This window comes from Martinezella multihospitum (assembly GCF_900094585.1).
GTDB lineage: Bacteria > Pseudomonadota > Alphaproteobacteria > Rhizobiales > Rhizobiaceae > Rhizobium > Rhizobium multihospitium.
Genome location: NZ_FMAG01000002.1, coordinates 634,540 through 651,959 on the forward strand (window position 1 = coordinate 634,540; position 17,420 = coordinate 651,959).

21 protein-coding genes are annotated in these 17,420 nt (G+C 60.5%); 7 read left to right on the forward strand and 14 right to left on the reverse strand.

What is annotated here, in order from left to right; all coding sequences use genetic code 11:
• The first annotated feature begins 36 nt into the window (after window positions 1-36).
• Complete coding sequence (locus GA0061103_RS09925; protein ID WP_092710329.1) at window positions 37-984, forward strand: diacylglycerol/lipid kinase family protein; 948 nt, start codon at window positions 37-39, stop codon at window positions 982-984.
• Window positions 985-989: 5 nt separating this feature from the next.
• Here the strand turns inward: GA0061103_RS09925 and GA0061103_RS09930 are convergent, their stop codons facing one another.
• Entirely contained in the window at window positions 990-2,330 is a 1,341-nt protein-coding gene (locus tag GA0061103_RS09930; RefSeq protein ID WP_092710330.1) for a glutamine synthetase family protein, read from the reverse strand.
• A gap of 285 nt (window positions 2,331-2,615) precedes the next feature.
• Between GA0061103_RS09930 and GA0061103_RS09935 the strand changes: the two genes are divergently transcribed.
• Window positions 2,616-3,983 carry an aspartate aminotransferase family protein gene (locus tag GA0061103_RS09935; RefSeq protein WP_092710333.1) on the forward strand — a complete coding sequence of 456 codons (1,368 nt, stop codon included), beginning with the start codon at window positions 2,616-2,618 and terminating at the stop codon, window positions 3,981-3,983.
• Here GA0061103_RS09935 and GA0061103_RS09940 read toward each other — a convergent pair whose 3' ends face one another.
• Together GA0061103_RS09940 and GA0061103_RS09945 are read right to left on the reverse strand one after the other, a co-directional pair.
• Window positions 3,984-4,604: an NUDIX hydrolase gene (locus GA0061103_RS09940; protein WP_092710335.1), complete on the reverse strand. Its 621-nt coding sequence runs from the start codon at window positions 4,602-4,604 to the stop codon at window positions 3,984-3,986.
• 48 nt (window positions 4,605-4,652) lie between these two features.
• Window positions 4,653-5,672, reverse strand: a complete 1,020-nt coding sequence (locus GA0061103_RS09945) for a glycosyltransferase family 2 protein (protein WP_092711232.1) — start codon at window positions 5,670-5,672, stop codon at window positions 4,653-4,655.
• Between the two features lie 95 nt (window positions 5,673-5,767).
• Here GA0061103_RS09945 and GA0061103_RS09950 point away from each other — a divergent pair, with 95 nt between their 5' ends.
• Window positions 5,768-6,736, forward strand: a complete 969-nt coding sequence (locus tag GA0061103_RS09950; protein WP_092710338.1) for a lysylphosphatidylglycerol synthase domain-containing protein — start codon at window positions 5,768-5,770, stop codon at window positions 6,734-6,736.
• A 16-nt stretch (window positions 6,737-6,752) separates the two neighbouring features.
• On the opposite strand, the gene GA0061103_RS09955 is transcribed toward GA0061103_RS09950, so the two are convergent.
• The 4 genes from GA0061103_RS09955 to GA0061103_RS09970 are packed head-to-tail and all read right to left on the reverse strand — an operon-like array spanning window position 6,753 to window position 9,135.
• Complete coding sequence (locus tag GA0061103_RS09955; RefSeq protein WP_167376572.1) at window positions 6,753-7,997, reverse strand: RNA polymerase sigma factor; 1,245 nt, start codon at window positions 7,995-7,997, stop codon at window positions 6,753-6,755.
• 10 nt (window positions 7,998-8,007) lie between these two features.
• The gene (locus tag GA0061103_RS09960; RefSeq protein ID WP_092710346.1) at window positions 8,008-8,385 is read right to left on the reverse strand and encodes a YciI family protein; all 378 of its coding nucleotides are present in this window, start codon (window positions 8,383-8,385) and stop codon (window positions 8,008-8,010) included.
• A gap of 17 nt (window positions 8,386-8,402) precedes the next feature.
• Complete coding sequence (locus tag GA0061103_RS09965) at window positions 8,403-8,765, reverse strand: YciI family protein (RefSeq protein ID WP_092710348.1); 363 nt, start codon at window positions 8,763-8,765, stop codon at window positions 8,403-8,405.
• Between the two features lie 10 nt (window positions 8,766-8,775).
• Entirely contained in the window at window positions 8,776-9,135 is a 360-nt protein-coding gene (locus GA0061103_RS09970; RefSeq protein ID WP_092710350.1) for a YciI family protein, read from the reverse strand.
• 156 nt (window positions 9,136-9,291) lie between these two features.
• Here GA0061103_RS09970 and GA0061103_RS09975 point away from each other — a divergent pair, with 156 nt between their 5' ends.
• Window positions 9,292-9,522, forward strand: coding sequence for a hypothetical protein (locus GA0061103_RS09975; RefSeq protein WP_092710352.1), 231 nt, complete (start codon window positions 9,292-9,294; stop codon window positions 9,520-9,522).
• Window positions 9,523-9,538: 16 nt separating this feature from the next.
• On the opposite strand, the gene GA0061103_RS09980 is transcribed toward GA0061103_RS09975, so the two are convergent.
• The 4 genes from GA0061103_RS09980 to GA0061103_RS09990 all read right to left on the reverse strand — a co-directional run bounded on the left by GA0061103_RS09980 (window position 9,539) and on the right by GA0061103_RS09990 (window position 12,246).
• Window positions 9,539-9,865, reverse strand: coding sequence for a hypothetical protein (locus GA0061103_RS09980; protein WP_092710355.1), 327 nt, complete (start codon window positions 9,863-9,865; stop codon window positions 9,539-9,541).
• A 41-nt stretch (window positions 9,866-9,906) separates the two neighbouring features.
• Complete coding sequence (locus tag GA0061103_RS09985; protein ID WP_092710357.1) at window positions 9,907-11,409, reverse strand: AMP nucleosidase; 1,503 nt, start codon at window positions 11,407-11,409, stop codon at window positions 9,907-9,909.
• Between the two features lie 118 nt (window positions 11,410-11,527).
• Window positions 11,528-11,704, reverse strand: coding sequence for a hypothetical protein (locus GA0061103_RS35015; protein ID WP_167376563.1), 177 nt, complete (start codon window positions 11,702-11,704; stop codon window positions 11,528-11,530).
• Between the two features lie 203 nt (window positions 11,705-11,907).
• A complete protein-coding gene (locus tag GA0061103_RS09990; RefSeq protein ID WP_092710360.1) occupies window positions 11,908-12,246 on the reverse strand; it encodes a DUF2147 domain-containing protein in 339 nt (112 codons plus the stop codon).
• Window positions 12,247-12,710: 464 nt separating this feature from the next.
• Here GA0061103_RS09990 and GA0061103_RS09995 point away from each other — a divergent pair, with 464 nt between their 5' ends.
• Window positions 12,711-12,974, forward strand: a complete 264-nt coding sequence (locus GA0061103_RS09995) for a sel1 repeat family protein (protein ID WP_092710362.1) — start codon at window positions 12,711-12,713, stop codon at window positions 12,972-12,974.
• 214 nt (window positions 12,975-13,188) lie between these two features.
• Here the strand turns inward: GA0061103_RS09995 and GA0061103_RS10000 are convergent, their stop codons facing one another.
• Complete coding sequence (locus GA0061103_RS10000; protein ID WP_092710365.1) at window positions 13,189-14,301, reverse strand: pyridoxal phosphate-dependent aminotransferase; 1,113 nt, start codon at window positions 14,299-14,301, stop codon at window positions 13,189-13,191.
• A gap of 178 nt (window positions 14,302-14,479) precedes the next feature.
• Between GA0061103_RS10000 and purN the strand changes: the two genes are divergently transcribed.
• On the forward strand, window positions 14,480-15,079 hold the full coding sequence (purN, locus tag GA0061103_RS10005) for a phosphoribosylglycinamide formyltransferase (RefSeq protein ID WP_092710368.1): 600 nt from the start codon (window positions 14,480-14,482) through the stop codon (window positions 15,077-15,079).
• A gap of 127 nt (window positions 15,080-15,206) precedes the next feature.
• Here the strand turns inward: purN and GA0061103_RS10010 are convergent, their stop codons facing one another.
• A complete protein-coding gene (locus GA0061103_RS10010; RefSeq protein WP_092710371.1) occupies window positions 15,207-15,959 on the reverse strand; it encodes an SDR family oxidoreductase in 753 nt (250 codons plus the stop codon).
• 97 nt (window positions 15,960-16,056) lie between these two features.
• Between GA0061103_RS10010 and GA0061103_RS10015 the strand changes: the two genes are divergently transcribed.
• The gene (locus GA0061103_RS10015; protein WP_092710373.1) at window positions 16,057-16,965 is read left to right on the forward strand and encodes an AraC family transcriptional regulator; all 909 of its coding nucleotides are present in this window, start codon (window positions 16,057-16,059) and stop codon (window positions 16,963-16,965) included.
• A gap of 16 nt (window positions 16,966-16,981) precedes the next feature.
• Here GA0061103_RS10015 and GA0061103_RS10020 read toward each other — a convergent pair whose 3' ends face one another.
• Window positions 16,982-17,380 (reverse strand): PilZ domain-containing protein, encoded by a 399-nt coding sequence (locus tag GA0061103_RS10020; protein WP_208603504.1) that lies wholly within the window; start codon window positions 17,378-17,380, stop codon window positions 16,982-16,984.
• Between the last annotated feature and the right edge of the window lie 40 nt (window positions 17,381-17,420).

Sequence of the window (17,420 nt, forward strand, 5' to 3'; positions counted from 1 at the left end):
CAAAGACACAATTTGCGGGAAGACCGAGAGCCCCCGATGAAGTTGATCGGCTTTTTCAATCGCGATGGCGGTACGTTCCGTACGACCGACATGGCTGCCTACGAGCAGAGAGCGGAACAGGTCTTCCGCGACGCCGGTCACGATTTCGAAGCTGTGGTCGTAGAGGGGCGTAACATCGTGTCGGCCATGGAGCGGGCGGCGCGGCGTGACGATATCGACGGCATTGTCGCTGGCGGCGGCGATGGCACGATTTCGGCCGCTGCCGCCATTGCCTGGAAGAATGGCGTTGCGCTCGGCGTCATTCCGGCCGGCACCATGAATCTGTTTGCCCGTTCGCTGCGACTGCCGCTCGACATCTGGCAGACGCTCAGCGTGCTCGCGACAGGTGAGGTCGACAATGTAGACATCGGCAGCGCCAATGGCCGTGCCTTCGTGCATCAGTTTTCCGCCGGCCTGCATGCCCGCCTGGTGCGCTATCGCAATGGCTATACCTACCGCTCGCGGCTCGGGAAAATGTCGGCCAGCACGCGGGCCGCCTTTGGCGTCATTGCCAATCCGCCGGAATTCGATGTCGACTTCGAGGCCGGCGACATTCGCGAGCGCCGGCATGTTTCGGCAATTTCTGTCTCCAACAATCCTTTCGGCGCTAACGCGCTGCTCTATGCCGACAGCTTGCGCAGCGGCGAATTGGGTTTCTACACGGCAAAGCCCCTGCGCTCGCTTGGTGTCGCCCGACTCGCCATCGACATGCTGCGCGGCCGCGTTCGCGACAACGCCGATGTCATGGTCATGCACGCGCCGGAGGTGAATCTGCATTTCCCAAAACTGCGCCAGCTCGCAAACTGCGTTATGGATGGCGAGCTGCTGCCGCTTGAGCGCGACGTGACGCTCAAAGTGCACCCCGGCGAGCTCAAGGTGATGGTGCGGGAAGGGACTGCCGCTCGTGTCGAGAGCGAAGGGGCGGCCGATAGCCTCGCGGTCTGACGCGATCAGAGGCGCGGCAGATAGGTACGATAGTCGAAGTCGGAGACGGTGCGCAGATAGCGGATCGCTTCCTTGTGCTTCGTATCGCCATAGAGCTTCTGATACCGCGCGCCGAAGACATCGGCGATGAACGCCGAGGCGCGGAAGCGCTCCACGGCCGTCAGGAAATCATGCGTCAGTTTGGGCGCATCGGCGGGGACATAAGCGGGCGTCGATTCCTCGCCTGGATCGAGGTCGTTCTGCAGGCCGAGCAGCATGCCGCCGAGGATAGCGGCCAGCATGAGATAGGGATTGGCATCGGCACCGGCGACGCGGTGCTCGACGCGTGCGCCCGGCCCATCCTTTTCGGGAATGCGCACGGCCGTGCCGCGATGACCAAAACCCCAGGTCAGATCGACGGGAGCAAACGAGCCAGGCTGGAAGCGACGATAGGAATTGGCATAGGGCGCAAAGATCAGCTGCGCATCCTGCAAGGTCTGGAGCAGCCCCGCGCAGATCGACTTCAGCCTCTTCGGCTCGCCGCCTGCCGCATCGAGGATGTTGCGGCCCTGAGCGTCGATGATGCTGGCATGGACATGCAGCCCCGAACCGGCATGATCCGTATAGGGCTTGGCCATGCAGGTCGATTTCAGCCCATGCTTGCGAGCGGCCTGCTCGGCCACACGCTTCAGCATGATGCAATCGTCGGCAGCCGCCAGCGCATCCGGGCGGTGCAGCAGATTGACCTCGAACTGGCCGGGGCCGAATTCCGCCGTCGTCGCATCCGCCGGCAGGCCTTGCGCCCGCGCATAGGCGCGCAAGGTTTCCAGATAATCATCGAGAAGATCGGCGGCATCCATGTCGTAGAGCTGAAAGCCGTTCGGTTCGCCCTGATAGGTCAGGGCAGCTGGCGGGGAGGGGATGCCTCTGTCGCGCCAATCGCCTGCCAGCAGGTAGAATTCCAGCTCGGTCGCGATGACGGGTGTCAGGCCGAGTAACTTGTAGCGGTCGACCACGGCCGAAAGAATGGCGCGGGGATCCTGGAAGCTGGGGCTGCCATCGAGTTCATGCATGGTCGCGAGCACCTGCTTCGACCCCGCCGGCGCCCAGGGCATGTCGGCGAGGGTGCGCTGGTCGGCGACGCAGGTGCCGTCGGGATCGCCGATCGTCAGCGACAGGCCGGTAATATCGTCATTGTCGTCGCCCCAGATGTCGAGCGATTGCGTCGAGGTCGGCAGCCGCACGGCGCCGGACCAGACTTTCTTTTCGGCCGCAATCGGGATCTGTTTGCCTCGGAGGCGACCGTTCATGTCCGAGATCAGCACCTCGATGCGCGCGTTACCTTCGGTTGCGTTGTCGGCCGCCATGCTCTTGAAAATCCCCCATGCTCACGGCATGGTCGTAAACCAAGATAGCTTTCAGTCAAGTCTGGCTGCGTTGCAGTCTGGAGCTTAGCCCCTCACCCTAGCCCTCTCCCCGCATCGCGGGGAGAGGGGACGCATCAGCCTCCGTTCGCATGAAAGCAGCTGATTTGGTGCGAAAGCTCCTCTCCCCGTTCCACGGGGAGAGGGCCGGGGTGAGGGGCCATGCACATAATGGCGGCGTCGGAAGACTTGCCTGACAAGCACAAATCTAAACGGGGGTACTTCACCATGTCCGACACACCAAGCCGCTCCAATCTCGCCGCCCTCGATGCCGCCCATCACCTCCATCCATTCGCGGACATGAAGAAGCTGAACGCAGATGGTGCACGCATCATTCAGCGCGGCGAAGGCGTTCATATTTTCGATGCGGAAGGGCGGAAGTATCTGGATGGCTTTGCCGGCCTCTGGTGCGTGAACATCGGCTACGGCCGCACCGAAATTGCCGACGCAGTTTTCAGGCAAATGAACGAGCTGCCCTATTACAATACCTTCTTCGGCACGACGACGACGCCTGCGACGCTGCTTGCCGAAAAGGTCTGCGCCCATGCCGGGCCGCAGTTCAACCATGTCTTTTTCACCAATTCCGGCTCCGAGGCCAATGACACCTGGTTCCGCATGGCGAGAGTTTACTGGGGGGCGGTGGGCAAGCCGACCAAGAAGGCCATCATTGCCCGCAGGAACGGCTATCACGGCTCGACCGTTGCCGGCGCTAGCATGGGTGGCATGAAATACATGCATGAGCAGGGCGACCTGCCGATCCCGGGCGTCGTCCATATCGGCCAGCCCTATTGGTATGCCGAGGGCGGCGATCTCTCGCCGGAAGAGTTCGGCCTCAAGGCCGCCCGCGAACTCGAAGCCAAGATCGATGAACTGGGTGAGGACAATGTCGCAGCCTTCGTCGCCGAGCCGGTTCAGGGCGCCGGCGGCGTCATCATCCCGCCGTCCACCTACTGGCCCGAGATCGCCCGCATCTGCAAAGCAAGGAACATCCTGCTGGTCTGCGACGAAGTCATCTGCGGCTTCGGCCGCCTCGGCGCATGGTTCGGCCATCAGCATTTCGGTGTCGAGCCCGATCTCGTCCCGATCGCCAAGGGACTGTCGTCAGGCTACCTGCCGATCGGCGGCGTGCTTGTCAGCGACCGCATCGCCGATGTGTTCATCAACGAAGTCGGCGAATTCAATCATGGCTTCACCTATTCGGGCCACCCGGTCTGCGCGGCCGCTGCCCTCGAAAATCTGAGGATCATCGAGGAGGAAAGGCTGGTCGAGCGCGTGCGCGACGATATCGGTCCTTATTTCGCGAGCGCCTGGGGCGGTCTCGCCGATCACGATATGGTCGGCGAGACCGTCAGCATCGGCCTCATGGGCGGCCTGCAGCTCGCTGCCGACAAATCCACCCGCCGCCGCTTCGAAAAGCCGGATGCGATTGGCTCGGCCGTGCGCAACCATGCCCTTGCCAACGGCCTGGTACTGCGCGCGACCGGCGACCGCATGCTAGCCTCACCCCCGCTTGTCATCAGCCATGCGGAGGTGGACACCATGGTGCGCATCACGCGGGCGGCCCTCGATGCCGTCTGGGCCGAGGTGAAGTCCTAATCAGGGCTTGAGCGCTGGTGCCGGCACGTTCCATTTCCCGGCCTTGTGAAGGGCAAGGGTCAGTGCGGCAACGTGGATGACCTGGATCATCTTGCCTTCCAGCGCCAGCTCGATCGCCTGCCAGATCGGCATGCGGATCAGGCGGATGCGTTCGGTAGGATCATCCGCCGGCTTGCTGGCCAGCTCGACATTGCGGGCGATGACGATGTGCGCAAGATTGGTATGTGTGGCTGGATTGGGCGCAAGCTTGCCGACATAATCCCAATCCGTGGATGAGAGTCCGGTTTCCTCGCGCAACTCGCGTGCTGCTGCCTCGATGGGGTTTGCATCGCTCGCATCAATGGCTCCGCCGGGAAGCTCGAGCGCCACGACACCCAATCCGTGACGGTATTGCTGGACGAGATAGATGTGATCCTCGGCATCAAGGGCGATGATCTCAACCCAATCGGGATATTCCAGCACATAGTAGGGCGCAATCTCCACGCCCTCGGCCGTCACGCAATTGTCGGCACGAACCTTCAGCCAGCGATCATGAATCAGGTGCGTTGAACTCGCCACCCGCCAAGGCGGCAGATCCGCCGTGTCGGACAGCAGGCTTGCAATGTCGTCTTTCTCGCTCACGGGCGGTTCGGCTCCTGTTTCAGATAGACCCGCGCGGGCGAAAGATGCCTATGCGTCCTGATTGCTACGATCGAAGATCTTGCGCACGATGTAGTTCGGCGAGAGATCGTCGCGATAATAGATGCGGGCGATCATTTCGGCGAGAATGCCTGTCGTGATCATCTGCACCGACGATAGCAGCAGCACGACGCCGACCATCAGCAGCGGGCGGCTGCCGATATCGTCGCCAAAGATGAACTTGTCGATGAAGAGCCAGAACAGGATAATCGCTGCGAGAGCGCCGAGGCCAAGGCCGAGCGAGCCGAAGAAATGCCCCGGCCGTGCCTTGTAGCGCATGAAGAACATCACGGAGAGCAGATCGAGGATGACGCGGAAGGTGCGCGAAATCCCGTATTTCGACGTGCCGTGCTGGCGGGCATGGTGGGTGACCGGCACTTCGCCGATCCGCGAGCTCGGCACGACGCCGGCGACCCAGGCAGGGATGAAACGATGCATCTCGCCCATCAGCTTCACCTGCTTGATGATCGAGGCGCGGTAAATCTTCAGGCTGCAGCCATAATCGTGCAGCTTGACGCCGGTGATGCGGCCGATCAGGTAGTTGGCGCACCAGGAGGGGATCTTGCGCAGGAGAAGGCCGTCCTGCCGGTTCTTGCGCCAGCCGACGAGCAGGTCGAGCTGCCGCCGTTCCAGTTCCTCGACCATCGAAGGAATATCCTTCGGGTCGTTCTGCAGGTCGCCGTCCATGGTGGCGATGAGGCGGCCGTTGGCGGCGTCGATGCCGGCCTGCATGGCGGCCGTCTGGCCGAAATTGCGCTGGAGTTCGACGATGCGCAGCGTCAGCCCTTCCTGCGAAAGCGACCGGCGGGCATTGGCGAGCGTCGCATCCGTGCTGCCGTCATCGACAAGGATCAGCTCCCAAGACTTGGCATAGCCAGCCATGGCGGAACAGATGCGTTCGATCAGCGGTCCGACGCTTTCTTCCTCGTTGAAGACGGGCACGACCAGCGAAAGCTCGAGAGGGCTTGCCGGATCGGCCTGGGGGAGGGTCGACTCTGCCGTTGTCTGCAACACTTGTTTCTCCTAAAAGACCGACAGTACCTGCCGGACGGAACGAGCAAGAAGTCCGGTTTTAGCCTCCGCTCGCATTTGGGTGCCCTAACTACATGAAGACTCCGACGGTTGCCAGCCGACAGAATTGGTTTATTCGCAACCGAATGACGCTGCTGACGCTGGCTGTCGTGCTGGCCTATGCGGCCTTTATCGAATGGTTCTGGGGCTGGAGTTCGATCCTGGCGCAATGGGGCAAGGTCGGCGCACTGCCGATCCTTCTGGCGCTGGCGCTCCTGACGAGCACCTATTTCCTACGCACCTGGCGCATCTACGATTATTTCCCGAAGGAAACCTCGGGCCATTTCGCGGCGCTGTTCCGCGTGACGCAGGTCCATAACCTGCTGAATATCATGATGCCCTTTCGCACCGGAGAGACCAGCTTCCCGGTGCTGATGCGCTCCGAATTCGGCATCCCGCTGGCCCGCGGCACATCGGCGCTGTTCGTCATGCGGCTGCTCGACCTGCACGCGCTGTTGGCCGCCGCCGGTGTCGGCCTTGCACTTGCCTCGCCCTATCACGTCCTGGCCTGGATCGCATGGGCCGCCTTTCTGCTGCTACCCGTCGTGGGCTTTGCCTCCCGCCGGCCGCTGATCCGCCTTGCCGCCCGCATCCTGCCGAAGAAGGCGCAAGGGCTGGTGCACGAGCTGGAACGTGGCTTGCCGGTCGACGCCAGTGCCTTTGCGCGTGCCTGGCTGACGACCATCGTCAACTGGCTGGTCAAGGTCATGGTTCTTGCCTGGGCGCTCGGCCTCATGAACGTCACGCCGCTATCAGCAAGTTTTGGCGGTGCGCTTGGCGGCGAGCTATCCTCCGTGCTGCCCGTGCATGCGCCTGGGGGTGTCGGCACCTATCCGGCCGGCATCACCGCCGGCGCCATGGCCTTCGGCGCTTCGAGTGCGAAGGAAGCAATCGAAAATCTCGCGCAGGCGAGCATCAATGCTCACCTGCTGATCGTGGTGTCGGCGCTGACGGGAACCGCGATCGGATTGCTGGTCTCGCGCAAGCGCGTGACTGCGCCCTGAAAGATCGCGCCGCGCTTCAATGCCGGGTCGTCTTATCGTCCAGCTCGGCCAGTCGCTTGCGCAGGAAGGCTTGCTCCGGTGCCTGCTGGCAGAGCGAAAGCGCCGTTTTATAGGATAGCCGCGCCTCGTTCGTCCGACCAAGTTGGCGCAGGAAATCGGCTTTCGCCGCATGGGTCAGATGATACCGCGCCATGCGTTCTTCCCCCAGTAACCCGTCGACGATGGACAATGCTGCCGCGGGGCCGTCGCGCATGGAGATAGCCACCGCCCGATTGAGTTCGATCACCGGAGATGGGCTTGCGATCAGCAGCAGATCGTAGAGCATCACCAGCTGCCGCCAGTCGGTGTCGTCGGCGGTCACGGCGCGCGCATGTTCCGCCGCGATCGCGGCCTGCAGGGCATAGCTGCCGACGCTCTCTGCGGACATGGCCCGCGCCGACAGTGTTAGGCCCTCGCGTATCTGGCCATGATCCCACAGCGCACGATCCTGCTCGACGAGCAGCACCAGATCACCTGATGCGTCGGTGCGGGCAAGTCGCCGCGAATCCTGCAGCAGCATGATTGCCAGCAACCCCTCGACTTCCGAATCCGGCAATAGCTGCAGCAACAGCCTGCCGAGCCGAATGGCCTCCGCGGCAAGATCGGCGCGCACGATCGCAGAGCCTGACGATGCCGAATAGCCCTCGTTGAAGACGAGGTAGATGACATGCAGCACCTGCGCCAGCCGTTCCGGCAGCTCGGTCTTGTCAGGCACTTCGTAAGGAATATTGGCAGCGCGTATGCGGTTCTTGGCGCGGACGATGCGTTGGGCAACGGTCGGCGGCGGGATCAGGAAGGCATGGGCGATCTCTTCCGTCGTCAGGCCGCAGACCTCGCGCAACGCCATCGCCATGCGTGCCTCGGCGGGAATTTGGGGATGACAGCAGGTGAAGATCAGCCGCAGCATGTCGTCTTCGATCTCTTCATGTTCGGCGATCTCCATCGCCTCTCCCTCCGGATAAAGGCTCTCGGCAATATCGGAGCGGGCGGTGTCGAATCGCGCCCGTCGCCTGATATGGTCGATGGCGCGAAAGCGTCCGGCGGAGACGAGCCAGGCATAGGGATTGGCCGGGATCGTCTCGTCAGTCCATTGCTGAGCCGCAGCCGCAAAGGCATCGTGAAGGGCCTCTTCGGCCCGGTCGAAATCGCCGAGCAGACGGATCAGCGTAGCCAGCACGCGGCGCGAATGGCTGCGATAAATACCTTCTATGGTCTGGTTCAGCGACACGGTGTCAGGATGTCTCCGCCAGGTCTCCTCGAAGCGTCAGGATACGCACTGGGCGGATTTCAATCGCACCGTAACGCGCGGAGGGAATACGCTTGGCGATCTCGGTTGCTCCTTCGAGGTCGGGCGCTTCGATGAGATAGAAGCCGGCCAGATGCTCCTTCGTCTCAACGAATGGTCCGTCCGTCACCGAAAATGTCTTGCCATCAGGGCGGATGACGATCGATTTGTCCCGAAGTGCCAGCGCATCCGAAACGATCATGGTGCCGTCCTCCCGCAAGCCCTCGTCGAAGACGAAATGCTCGCCGATCAGATGGTTCATCTCGTTCGGCGTCAATCGTCCGTCGACATCGACTGTTGTGTAGATCAGGCATAGAAACCGCATGTCTTGTCCTCTCGCTGCTATTCGTTCGGAAAGCGGATGTCGAAGGCCGCACGAACCTCGATCATGCCGTAGCGGGCAACGGGGAAGGTGGCGGCAATTTCGGTCGCTTCCTTCATGTCGCGCGCTTCGATCAGCACGAAGCCGCCGAGATGCTCTTTCATTTCAGTGAAAGGGCCGTCCGTCACGGCGGTTTCGCCCTTGCGCACGCGAACTGTTTTCGCAGTCTCCGGTTCGCGCAGGGCATTGGCGACGATGAGGTGGCCGCTCTCGCGCAGCCGGTTGTCGTTGTCGACGGAATCCTGCGTCAGCTTTCGTCCTTCTTCTTCGGAAAGCTTGGCGATCTCTGATGTCTCGAACCAGACCTGGCAAAGAAACTTCATCTGAATCTCCTCAAACGTCCGGGCCGAAGTTATGGATTGGCCGCACTTCGATGGCGCCGAGCTTGGCGAGCGGGATGCCGGCGGCGACGCGGATCGCATCGTTCAGGTCCTTGGCCTCGATCAGGATGAAGCCGCCGAGATATTCTTTGGTTTCGATGAAGGGGCCGTCGGTGACCGCCGTCTCGCCATTGCGGACCCGCACCGTCACCGCCGATTTTGGCGATTGCAACGCTTCGGCTTGGATCATATTGCCGCTCGCCATCAGATCGCGGTCATAGCCGAGCGAATCCGCATCGAGCTTATGCTTTTCTTCCTTGGTCATGAGGTCGAGCCTCGTGCCATCGAACCAGACCTGGCAGAGATATTTCATCGCAGCGTCTCCTCTCTCAATTTGCTGACAGCCATAGACGAGCGGCCTAAGTGCAAATCGACATCCCGATCCGCAACATGACAAAATTTCTTGAGGTTGTCGAAAAAGCCCGAGCCCGGTCGACCAGTTCCGTCAACACCATAAGGAGAGACGGAAATGTACAGTCTGGAAGCCGCAATCGTGCATTACTGGCAAAAGAAGACGCTGTCGGAAGAGGAGCTGCTCGACGCAGCCGATGTCGGCAGGGTCGTGTTTCGCACCTGGATCGGCATGGCGGGCTTTGCTCTGTTGATCCTGTGCCTGAGCTGGGCTGGAGAGCCCTCTGGTCATCCGGAATTGACGGCAAGCCAAAATGCAGACCGCTCTATGCCTATGTCTGAGAACTAGGAAATAGAGGCTCGCGTCAAAAACGTTCCACAAAATCCGCGATGGCGTCATGAAACCTGGACACTTGATCGGCCGATGCGTCTTTTTCCGGCCAAATCGCGATCAGCGCCTCAAGATTTGTCTTGATCGCGCGGAAGGTGTCCAGAGCCTCCTGCTCACTGCCGGTAAAAACAGTGTGAGCCATATTGCCGTAAAGGCCACAGGTAATGGCAAACGGCACACGATCACACCTCTCAAGTGTGACACGCGCGCCATCGCCATGTTCTTCGTCCAAAAGAATGATGCCGCCTTCCGAACCTTGGTGGCCAATTGTCGAGCCGCCATCAAAGTTCGTCCACGTCACCTGTTTTCCTCGGTCAATTGCGACAACAGCCTATCGATACGTCACTGGAACGCCGTTTCGAAGAAGCTGCGCAGCTTGCGCGAATGCAGCGCTTCGGGCGGCATGGCGGCCAGCTTCTGGATGGCGCGGATGCCGATCTGCAGATGCTGGTTTACCTGGGTGCGATAGAAAGCCGTCGCCATGCCCGGTAGCTTCAACTCGCCATGCAGCGGCTTGTCCGAAACGCAGAGCAGCGTGCCGTAGGGAACGCGGAAACGGAAGCCGTTGGCGGCGATCGTTGCCGATTCCATGTCGAGCGCGACGGCGCGGGCCTGGGACAGTCGCTTGACCGGGCCTGCCTGATCGCGCAGTTCCCAGTTGCGGTTGTCGATGGTGCCGACCGTGCCCGTGCGCATGATGCGCTTCAGCTCGAAGCCTTCATAACCGGTGATTTCGGCAACGGCCGCTTCAAGCGCCACCTGCACTTCGGCGAGCGCCGGGATCGGCACCCAGACCGGCAGGTCGTCGTCGAGAACGTGATCTTCGCGCATATAGGCATGGGCGAGCACATAATCGCCGAGCCGCTGGCTGTTGCGCAGGCCGGCGCAATGGCCGAGCATCAGCCAGGCATGCGGGCGAAGCACGGCGACGTGGTCGGTGATCGTCTTGGCGTTGGAGGGACCGACGCCGATATTGATCATGGTGATGCCGGCGTGCCCTTTCTTCTTCAGATGGTAGGCCGGCATCTGCGGCAGGCGCGGCGGCGTGGTGTCGCCTTCGGGCTGGCTGGAACCGGCCTTGGTGATGATGTTGCCGGGTTCGACGAATTCGGTATAGCCGTCACCGCCGCTCGCCATCAGGTCGCGCGCCCACTTGCAGAATTCGTCGATATAGAACTGGTAGTTCGTGAACAGCACGAAATTCTGGAAGTGCGCGGCGCTCGTCGCCGTGTAGTGGACGAGGCGGGCGAGCGAATAGTCGATGCGCTGCGCGGTGAAGGGCGCGAGCGGCGAGGGCTCGCCCGGCGGCGGGATATATTCGCCGTTGGCGATCTCGTCGTCGGTGGTGTTCAAGTCCGGCGTATCGAAGAGATCGCGCAGCGGAATGTCTTCGAAAATACTGGCGGTTGCTTCCACATGGGCGCCTTCGCCGAAGGCGAAATGGATCGGGATGGGCGTCGTTGATTCCGATACGACGACCGGAACATTATGGCTGCGCATCAGGAGCGTCAGCTGTTCCTTGAGATAGTGCTTGAAGAGCTGCGGGCGGGTAATCGTCGTCGTATAGACGCCGGGCGCCGTGACATGGCCGTAGGAGAGGCGCGAGTCGACATGGCCGAAGCTGGTGGTCTCGATGCTGACCTGCGGATAGAAGGCGCGGTAGCGAGCCGTGATCGGTGCGCCCTTGGCAAGCTTGGTGAAATTGTCGATCAGGAACGCGGTGTTGCGATCGTAAAGCTCCGTCAGCGCTTCGACGGCCTTGCCTGGATCATCGAAAGTCCGCGGCTGGAACGGGCTGGGGGAGGAGATGTCGAGGGGTGAAAAGGGAGAGATTCTGTTGCTCATGAGCCATTATAGAGTGTCGTTGGTTACAAGCAAACGACGTTGCAACAGGCGGCCCGGATTCTCGCAGCTATTTTTAGGGCTGTCCACGGGCCTGCGCGAGGATCGCGCGCAGGCGTTTTTATTGCACCGTCGTGCAGTAAGGCGCACCGGTCTGCACGCAGGTGAAGCTTGCGCCGAAATGCGATTGTGCGCCGCTGCGGCCGCCATGCTCGACCGCAACCGAGAAGCTGAATGCGAAGATCGCGGCAAACAGCATGATAACAACGAAGCGCCGCGCGATGATGATCGAGTCCATGTTCCTGGCCTGCCCGTGCCCTATACTGGACACTGTTTTGCCATGGTCAGGCTGAACAGGTGCTGAGATACCGGTTCATCTAGCGTTCATAAATATTACCGGGTTCGAAAAAACGTCTGCAGCTTCCGCAGGCAAATAAAAAAGGCCCGCCGGCCGAGTGGCGGGCAGGCGCTGTAGTCTTTCTGGAATAGGTAAAAGCCGCTTTAGAGTTTCGTCCAGGTCTGCGATTTGCAGAATATCTTCAGCACGCAGCCTTGCATCTTGATCTTATTGCCGCTGACGGTGCCGGAGCCGCTATAGGTCTTGTCTTCCGAGGGATCGGTGAGCTCACCCGTATAGCTGTCGCCCTTGCCCTGCATCTTGCCGATCTGCTTGCCGGCATATTTGCCTGTCTTCAGCGTCACGCAGTAACTGTCGCCGCAAGGCGCGATGGCAGCGGTATCGCCGGCAACGGTTTTCCAGTTGCCGACGATCGGCTCTTCGGCAAAAGCGGCATTCGCGCTCAATAGCATTGCAGCAGCAAGAATGGTGGCACGGATCATGATCTTATTCCTCCCCCAAGGCGCCATCCGGCTCCATGGCCGGGAACGCCGCGAGATTATCTAACGCGAACGTAAAGGTAAATATGGTTTCCGGAGCCAAAATCCCCGTTTTGTCAGGCATCCGCACGCCGTCGAAACACGACATCGAATTCAACTGCGCTCTTTTTGTGGTGAAGAAAGAGTTTAAATCCAAATTCTAACGAAAGGTAAAGCCTGCCCGAAAATCCTTAATTTGCAAGGGAAGCGATGTTTAACAAAATCCCAAGTTTACCAAGCATTTGCACTTTGTTTGCATCGAATTAATCATGCATTTTAGGCGTTTTTTGAAAGCCGTCTGCGATAGTGAAGCCATCAAACGAGCGGGGCAAACCCGCCGACCGGAAGAACCGGAAAGCCGCGAATGACGGCAAGGTTCGGACGGAAAACAGGGCAGATACGAACAGAAGTAAACAGGGATAATAACAATGGCACGCTTCGAAACGCCGATGTCTGGAAATGCCATGATGGGTGGTAACAGCGCCGATGCCCTTTGCGAACTGGGCGTGAACTACGCGACCGGCAGGGGCTGCAATGCAGACCTCGTTGCCGCCCACAAATGGTTGAATATCGCCGCCATCCGTGGCAGCGAGCGCGCCGCCGAGCTTCGTGCCGACGTCGCCGCAACCTTGACCAAGATGCAGCTCGCGACCGCGCTTCGCGCCGCCCGCGAGTGGATGACTACGCACTGAAGCGGGCCAAACCGAATACGACGTACTGACCTCGAAGGAGGGGATGTCGGCGGACGAGGGAGAGGCGAGCCGCCGAACGATGAAAACCGCGACCGGCCGGGACAAGGCAGGCGCGGTTTCGTCGTTTCACAGCAATTCCAGGAAAAGTGCGTAGCGGTTTTCCGTCCGGAATTGCGTAAGAAAATCAATGCTGAATATTTTCAGGGCACGCCGATCAGCCAATCGCCTTCAGCACCTGAGGCAAGGCTTCGGCGAGCAGGTCGAGATCCTGCTGAGGCCCCACGCTGACACGGATACAGCGATTGAGCGGTGCCACGCCCGGCATGCGGATGAAGACGCCGTGCTGGATCAGCCCGTCGACGATCGCGCGGGCATAGGTGCCGTCGCGGCCGCAATCGATGGCGACGAAGTTGGTGGCGGAGGCGAGCGGCAGCAGGCCATTGTCCCGGGCGATGACGCCGATCTCCTCGCGTGCAGCCCGGATCTTGCCGACCACTTCGGCAAGATAGGCCTGGTCCTTGAGGGCGGCGAGGGCGGCCACTGTCGCAAGCCTGTTCATGCCGAAATGATTGCGGATCTTGTCGAAGGTCAGCACGGTCTCCGGCGCGCCGATGACATAGCCGACGCGGGCGCCGGCAAGGCCATAGGCTTTGGAGAAAGTGCGGGTGCGCAGTACATTCGGCAGGTCGATCAGGGCCGAGATATCAGGCAGCGAGCTGGCAGGCCCGGTCTCGCTATAGGCTTCGTCGAGGATCAGCAGGCAGTTGTCAGGCAATGCACGAGCAAAGGCGACGATCTTGTCGGCCTCCCACCAGCTGCCCATCGGATTGTCGGGATTGGCGAAATAGACAAGTGGTGCGTTCTCGCGCTTTACAGCCTCAAGCAGCCCATCGAGGTCCTCACGGTCATCGACATAGGGCACGGTAACGAGGCGGCCGCCGAAGCCGGCGACATGGAAATTGAAGGTGGGATAGCCGCCGAGCGAGGTGACGACGGGCGTGCCTGGCTCGATGACCATGCGCGCGATCAGGCCCAGCAGGCTATCGATGCCTTCGCCAACCGCGATACTGGCCGGTTGAACGCCAAGATGCGCCGCCAACGCCTGCTTCAGCTCGTAATTTTCCGGATCGTTGTACATCCAGATGTCGCCGGCCCGCTCGCGCATGGCCGCGATGACGGAGGGTGCCGGCCCGAAGCCGTTTTCATTGGCGCCGATACGCGCTTTGACCGAGAGCCCGCGCTGACGCTCCAGCGCTTCGGGGCCGACGAAAGGAACGGTGGAGGGCAGGGCGCTGAGCAGCGGCGTGAAGCGCGAAAAGGCGGACATGCTGGCTTTGTTTCCCGAATTCGATTGCAGGGTGCGGCAGAATAGGCGCTTGGCGGGTGGTTGCAAGGGTGGAAAGACGCGGCCTTCGGATTGCGTCGTCGCAATATTGAAAATCCTTGTCAGTTGTCCTTAAAGGGAGTCTCGGTCGTCGCGATAGCATCGATTAACGAGGCCTCTGATGGATAAGCTCGCAATAGCGTTCCTTGCATCAAACAATGGAACCTCATTTCGGACGGTCAACGAGGCCATTCGAGCGAACACAATGAACGCTGCTGCCGTCGTGCTGGTTAGCAATAGGGCTTCGTCGGCAGCGCTAGCCTATGCTGAGGCCAACGGTATTCCCTCGTTTCATATTCCGACGAAGGACAGGGAAGCTGATGCGGACAAACAGCTTCGCGACACGCTGGTCGCCTATGGCGCTGAAATCGTTGTCTTATCTGGCTATCTCAAGAAACTTGGCCCGCTTACGCTCGCTGCGTTTGATGGGCGAATATTGAATGTTCATCCGGGGTTGCTACCCAAATACGGCGGATTGGGAATGTATGGGCGAAGAGTTCACCAAGCCGTACTCGACAATCGAGAGACAGAAACAGGCGCAACAATCCACCTCGTAGACGGAGAGTATGACCACGGAAGAACTGTGGCCACAACGACTGTTCAAATCCATCCCGACGATAACGTACCTTCGCTGGAACAACGAGTCATGGTTGCAGAATGCAATCTTTTCACCGATCTCATACGCCGCATATCAATGGGTGAACTACGCCTGCCGTTATGAAATGAGACGTTCGCAAAGGCCCGAACGCAGCCACCGGCCGCGCTCCCGGGGCCGACGGCTGCGTGTTCCCTCTAATGCACGGTCGAAGTCGGAACGGCAACAGCTTGTTGGCTGCCACCGATTCCGGTTACAAACCTGCCTCAGCCATCCAGAGTTCAGCATCCGCACCGCCCGGAATTCGCAACGGGGCGGATGGATCGGTGGCTGCCCGCCACACTGCCTTCGCTACGTCGGGAGCATAGGTAACGGGACCGGTGTCGTCCTGTACATTCTTTATGAATTGCTGGATCAGGGGCGCATAATCCGGATCGTCCAGACCACGCAAATGTGGACGCGCATTCTCCCCAAAGCGAGTTTCCGGCGACCGGCCTGGCAGGACAATATGCACCCGTACGCCAAATGGCTCCATCTCGACCGATAGGGACTCGGTGAAGGCGTTCACCGCTGCCTTGCTGGCCCGGTAGATCCCAATCACCGGCAGAGTCTTGACCGTCACCGTAGAGGTGACGTTGACGATGACGCCGGCCCGACGTTGACGCATCTGGGGCAATACGGCCTGAACCATTGCCAATGTGCCGATCGTATTTGTCTGGAACAGCGACTGCACCGTATCCGGCGCAGTCAGCTCGATTGGTGAGGGCGCTCCGAAACCGGCATTGTTGACCAATACGTCTATCGGACCGGCAGCCTTCACGGCATCCGCGATGCTTGCCGGATTGGTGACGTCGAGGGCGAGAATACGCAAGCGTTCGGAAACCGGTAGCAGCTCGGGTTTGGGCGTGCGCATTGTCGCGATGACGTCCCACCCTCGTTCAAAAAACAGTTTCGCAGTCTCCAGGCCGAAGCCAGACGAGCAACCAGTAATCAATATCGTGGACATGAGCCTCTCCAAACAAAAGGAATGATGCCATGGTAGTGACCGAGCGAGAGACTTTATATATGCTATAGTCTCCATTTCTTTAGCGTTAGTCCTGACTATGACCGTCGATCCCCTTGCCGAAATCGTCACGCTGCTGCAGCCGGCCGCACGCTCTTCGAAGCTGGTGGAATGCGCCGGCGCCTGGCGAATTCATCGCGAGGCCACAGGCGAGCCATTCTACTGCGCAATCCTTGAGGGGCGTTGCCGCGTAACGTTTGGAGGACAGCAGCCTTTCATCCTCCGAGCCGGCGATTTCGTGCTCGTGCCGGCCATGCGCGACCTTGTCAACGAGAGCGTCGACGCACCGGCCGGTCTGTCCGCCATGGTTCCAACGCAGTTGAGTGGCGGCCATTTCCGTGTCGGTCGCCTCGAAGGGCCGGCGGATCTGCGCATGCGCATAGGGCATTGCAGCTTCGGCGCGCCGGATGCGGCCTTGCTCGTTTCCCTCTTGCCTGATGTAGTTATCGTTCGTGCCGAGCCCCGACTCGCGACGCTGATGCAATTGGTCGGTGAGGAAACGCGCGAGCGCCGCCCGGCGCGCGAACTCGTGCTGGAACGGCTGCTGGAGGTGTTGTTGATCGAGGCATTGCGATCCGGCACGGAAACAACCGTCACGTCGAGCTTGAGTCGCGGTCTTGCCGATGAACGCCTAGCCGCAGCACTTCACGCGATACATGCGCGTCCTGCGCATCCTTGGACTGTCGCGGATCTTGCGACCGAAGCGGCCCTGTCCCGATCGGCTTTCTTTGCGCGCTTCAGCCGCGTCGTTGGCCTGCCGCCAATGGAATATCTATTGGCTTGGCGCATGGCTCTTGCAAAGCAGCTATTGCGCAGCCGCGAATTGGGGATGGATCAGGTAGCTGAACGCGTTGGCTACGGATCGGCAAGCACTTTCAGCGTCGCCTTTGCGCGATACGCAGGCATGCCGCCTGCACGATATGCCCGCGGGAACGTGCGAAGCGATTGAGGACGTGAAGCCGAATTTATACCGGCCGCCTTTTGCCGCGCGCAGCCATTGCCTCGGCATTGCCGATCATGAAATCGGCGCGTACGACGCGGCGCAGGGTTTCCGGTTCGATCAGGTTGATGAAGCGGACATGGACGCGGTTGTCGTTGCGGCTGACTTCGGCGCAGGCGATGCGATAGGCAAGGCCGAGGATGTTCAGATAATAATGGGTCGGCAGCCCCACAGTCGTGGCGACGGTGAAACTCGCGCCGCCGCGCGAGATATCGGTAATCTCGGCACTGCGCACGGAAATTCCGGTCAGACAGGGACGAACCGCCACGAGACGCGCCGGCCTCTGGACGTAGAACCGTTCCCAGCTGCGTTCGTAGACTTCGGATTTGACTTTCGCCAGATGCGTTGCGCGAAGCATTGTCATTCCCTGTTGAAGAACAGACCGAATTCATCTCGGTTACTCT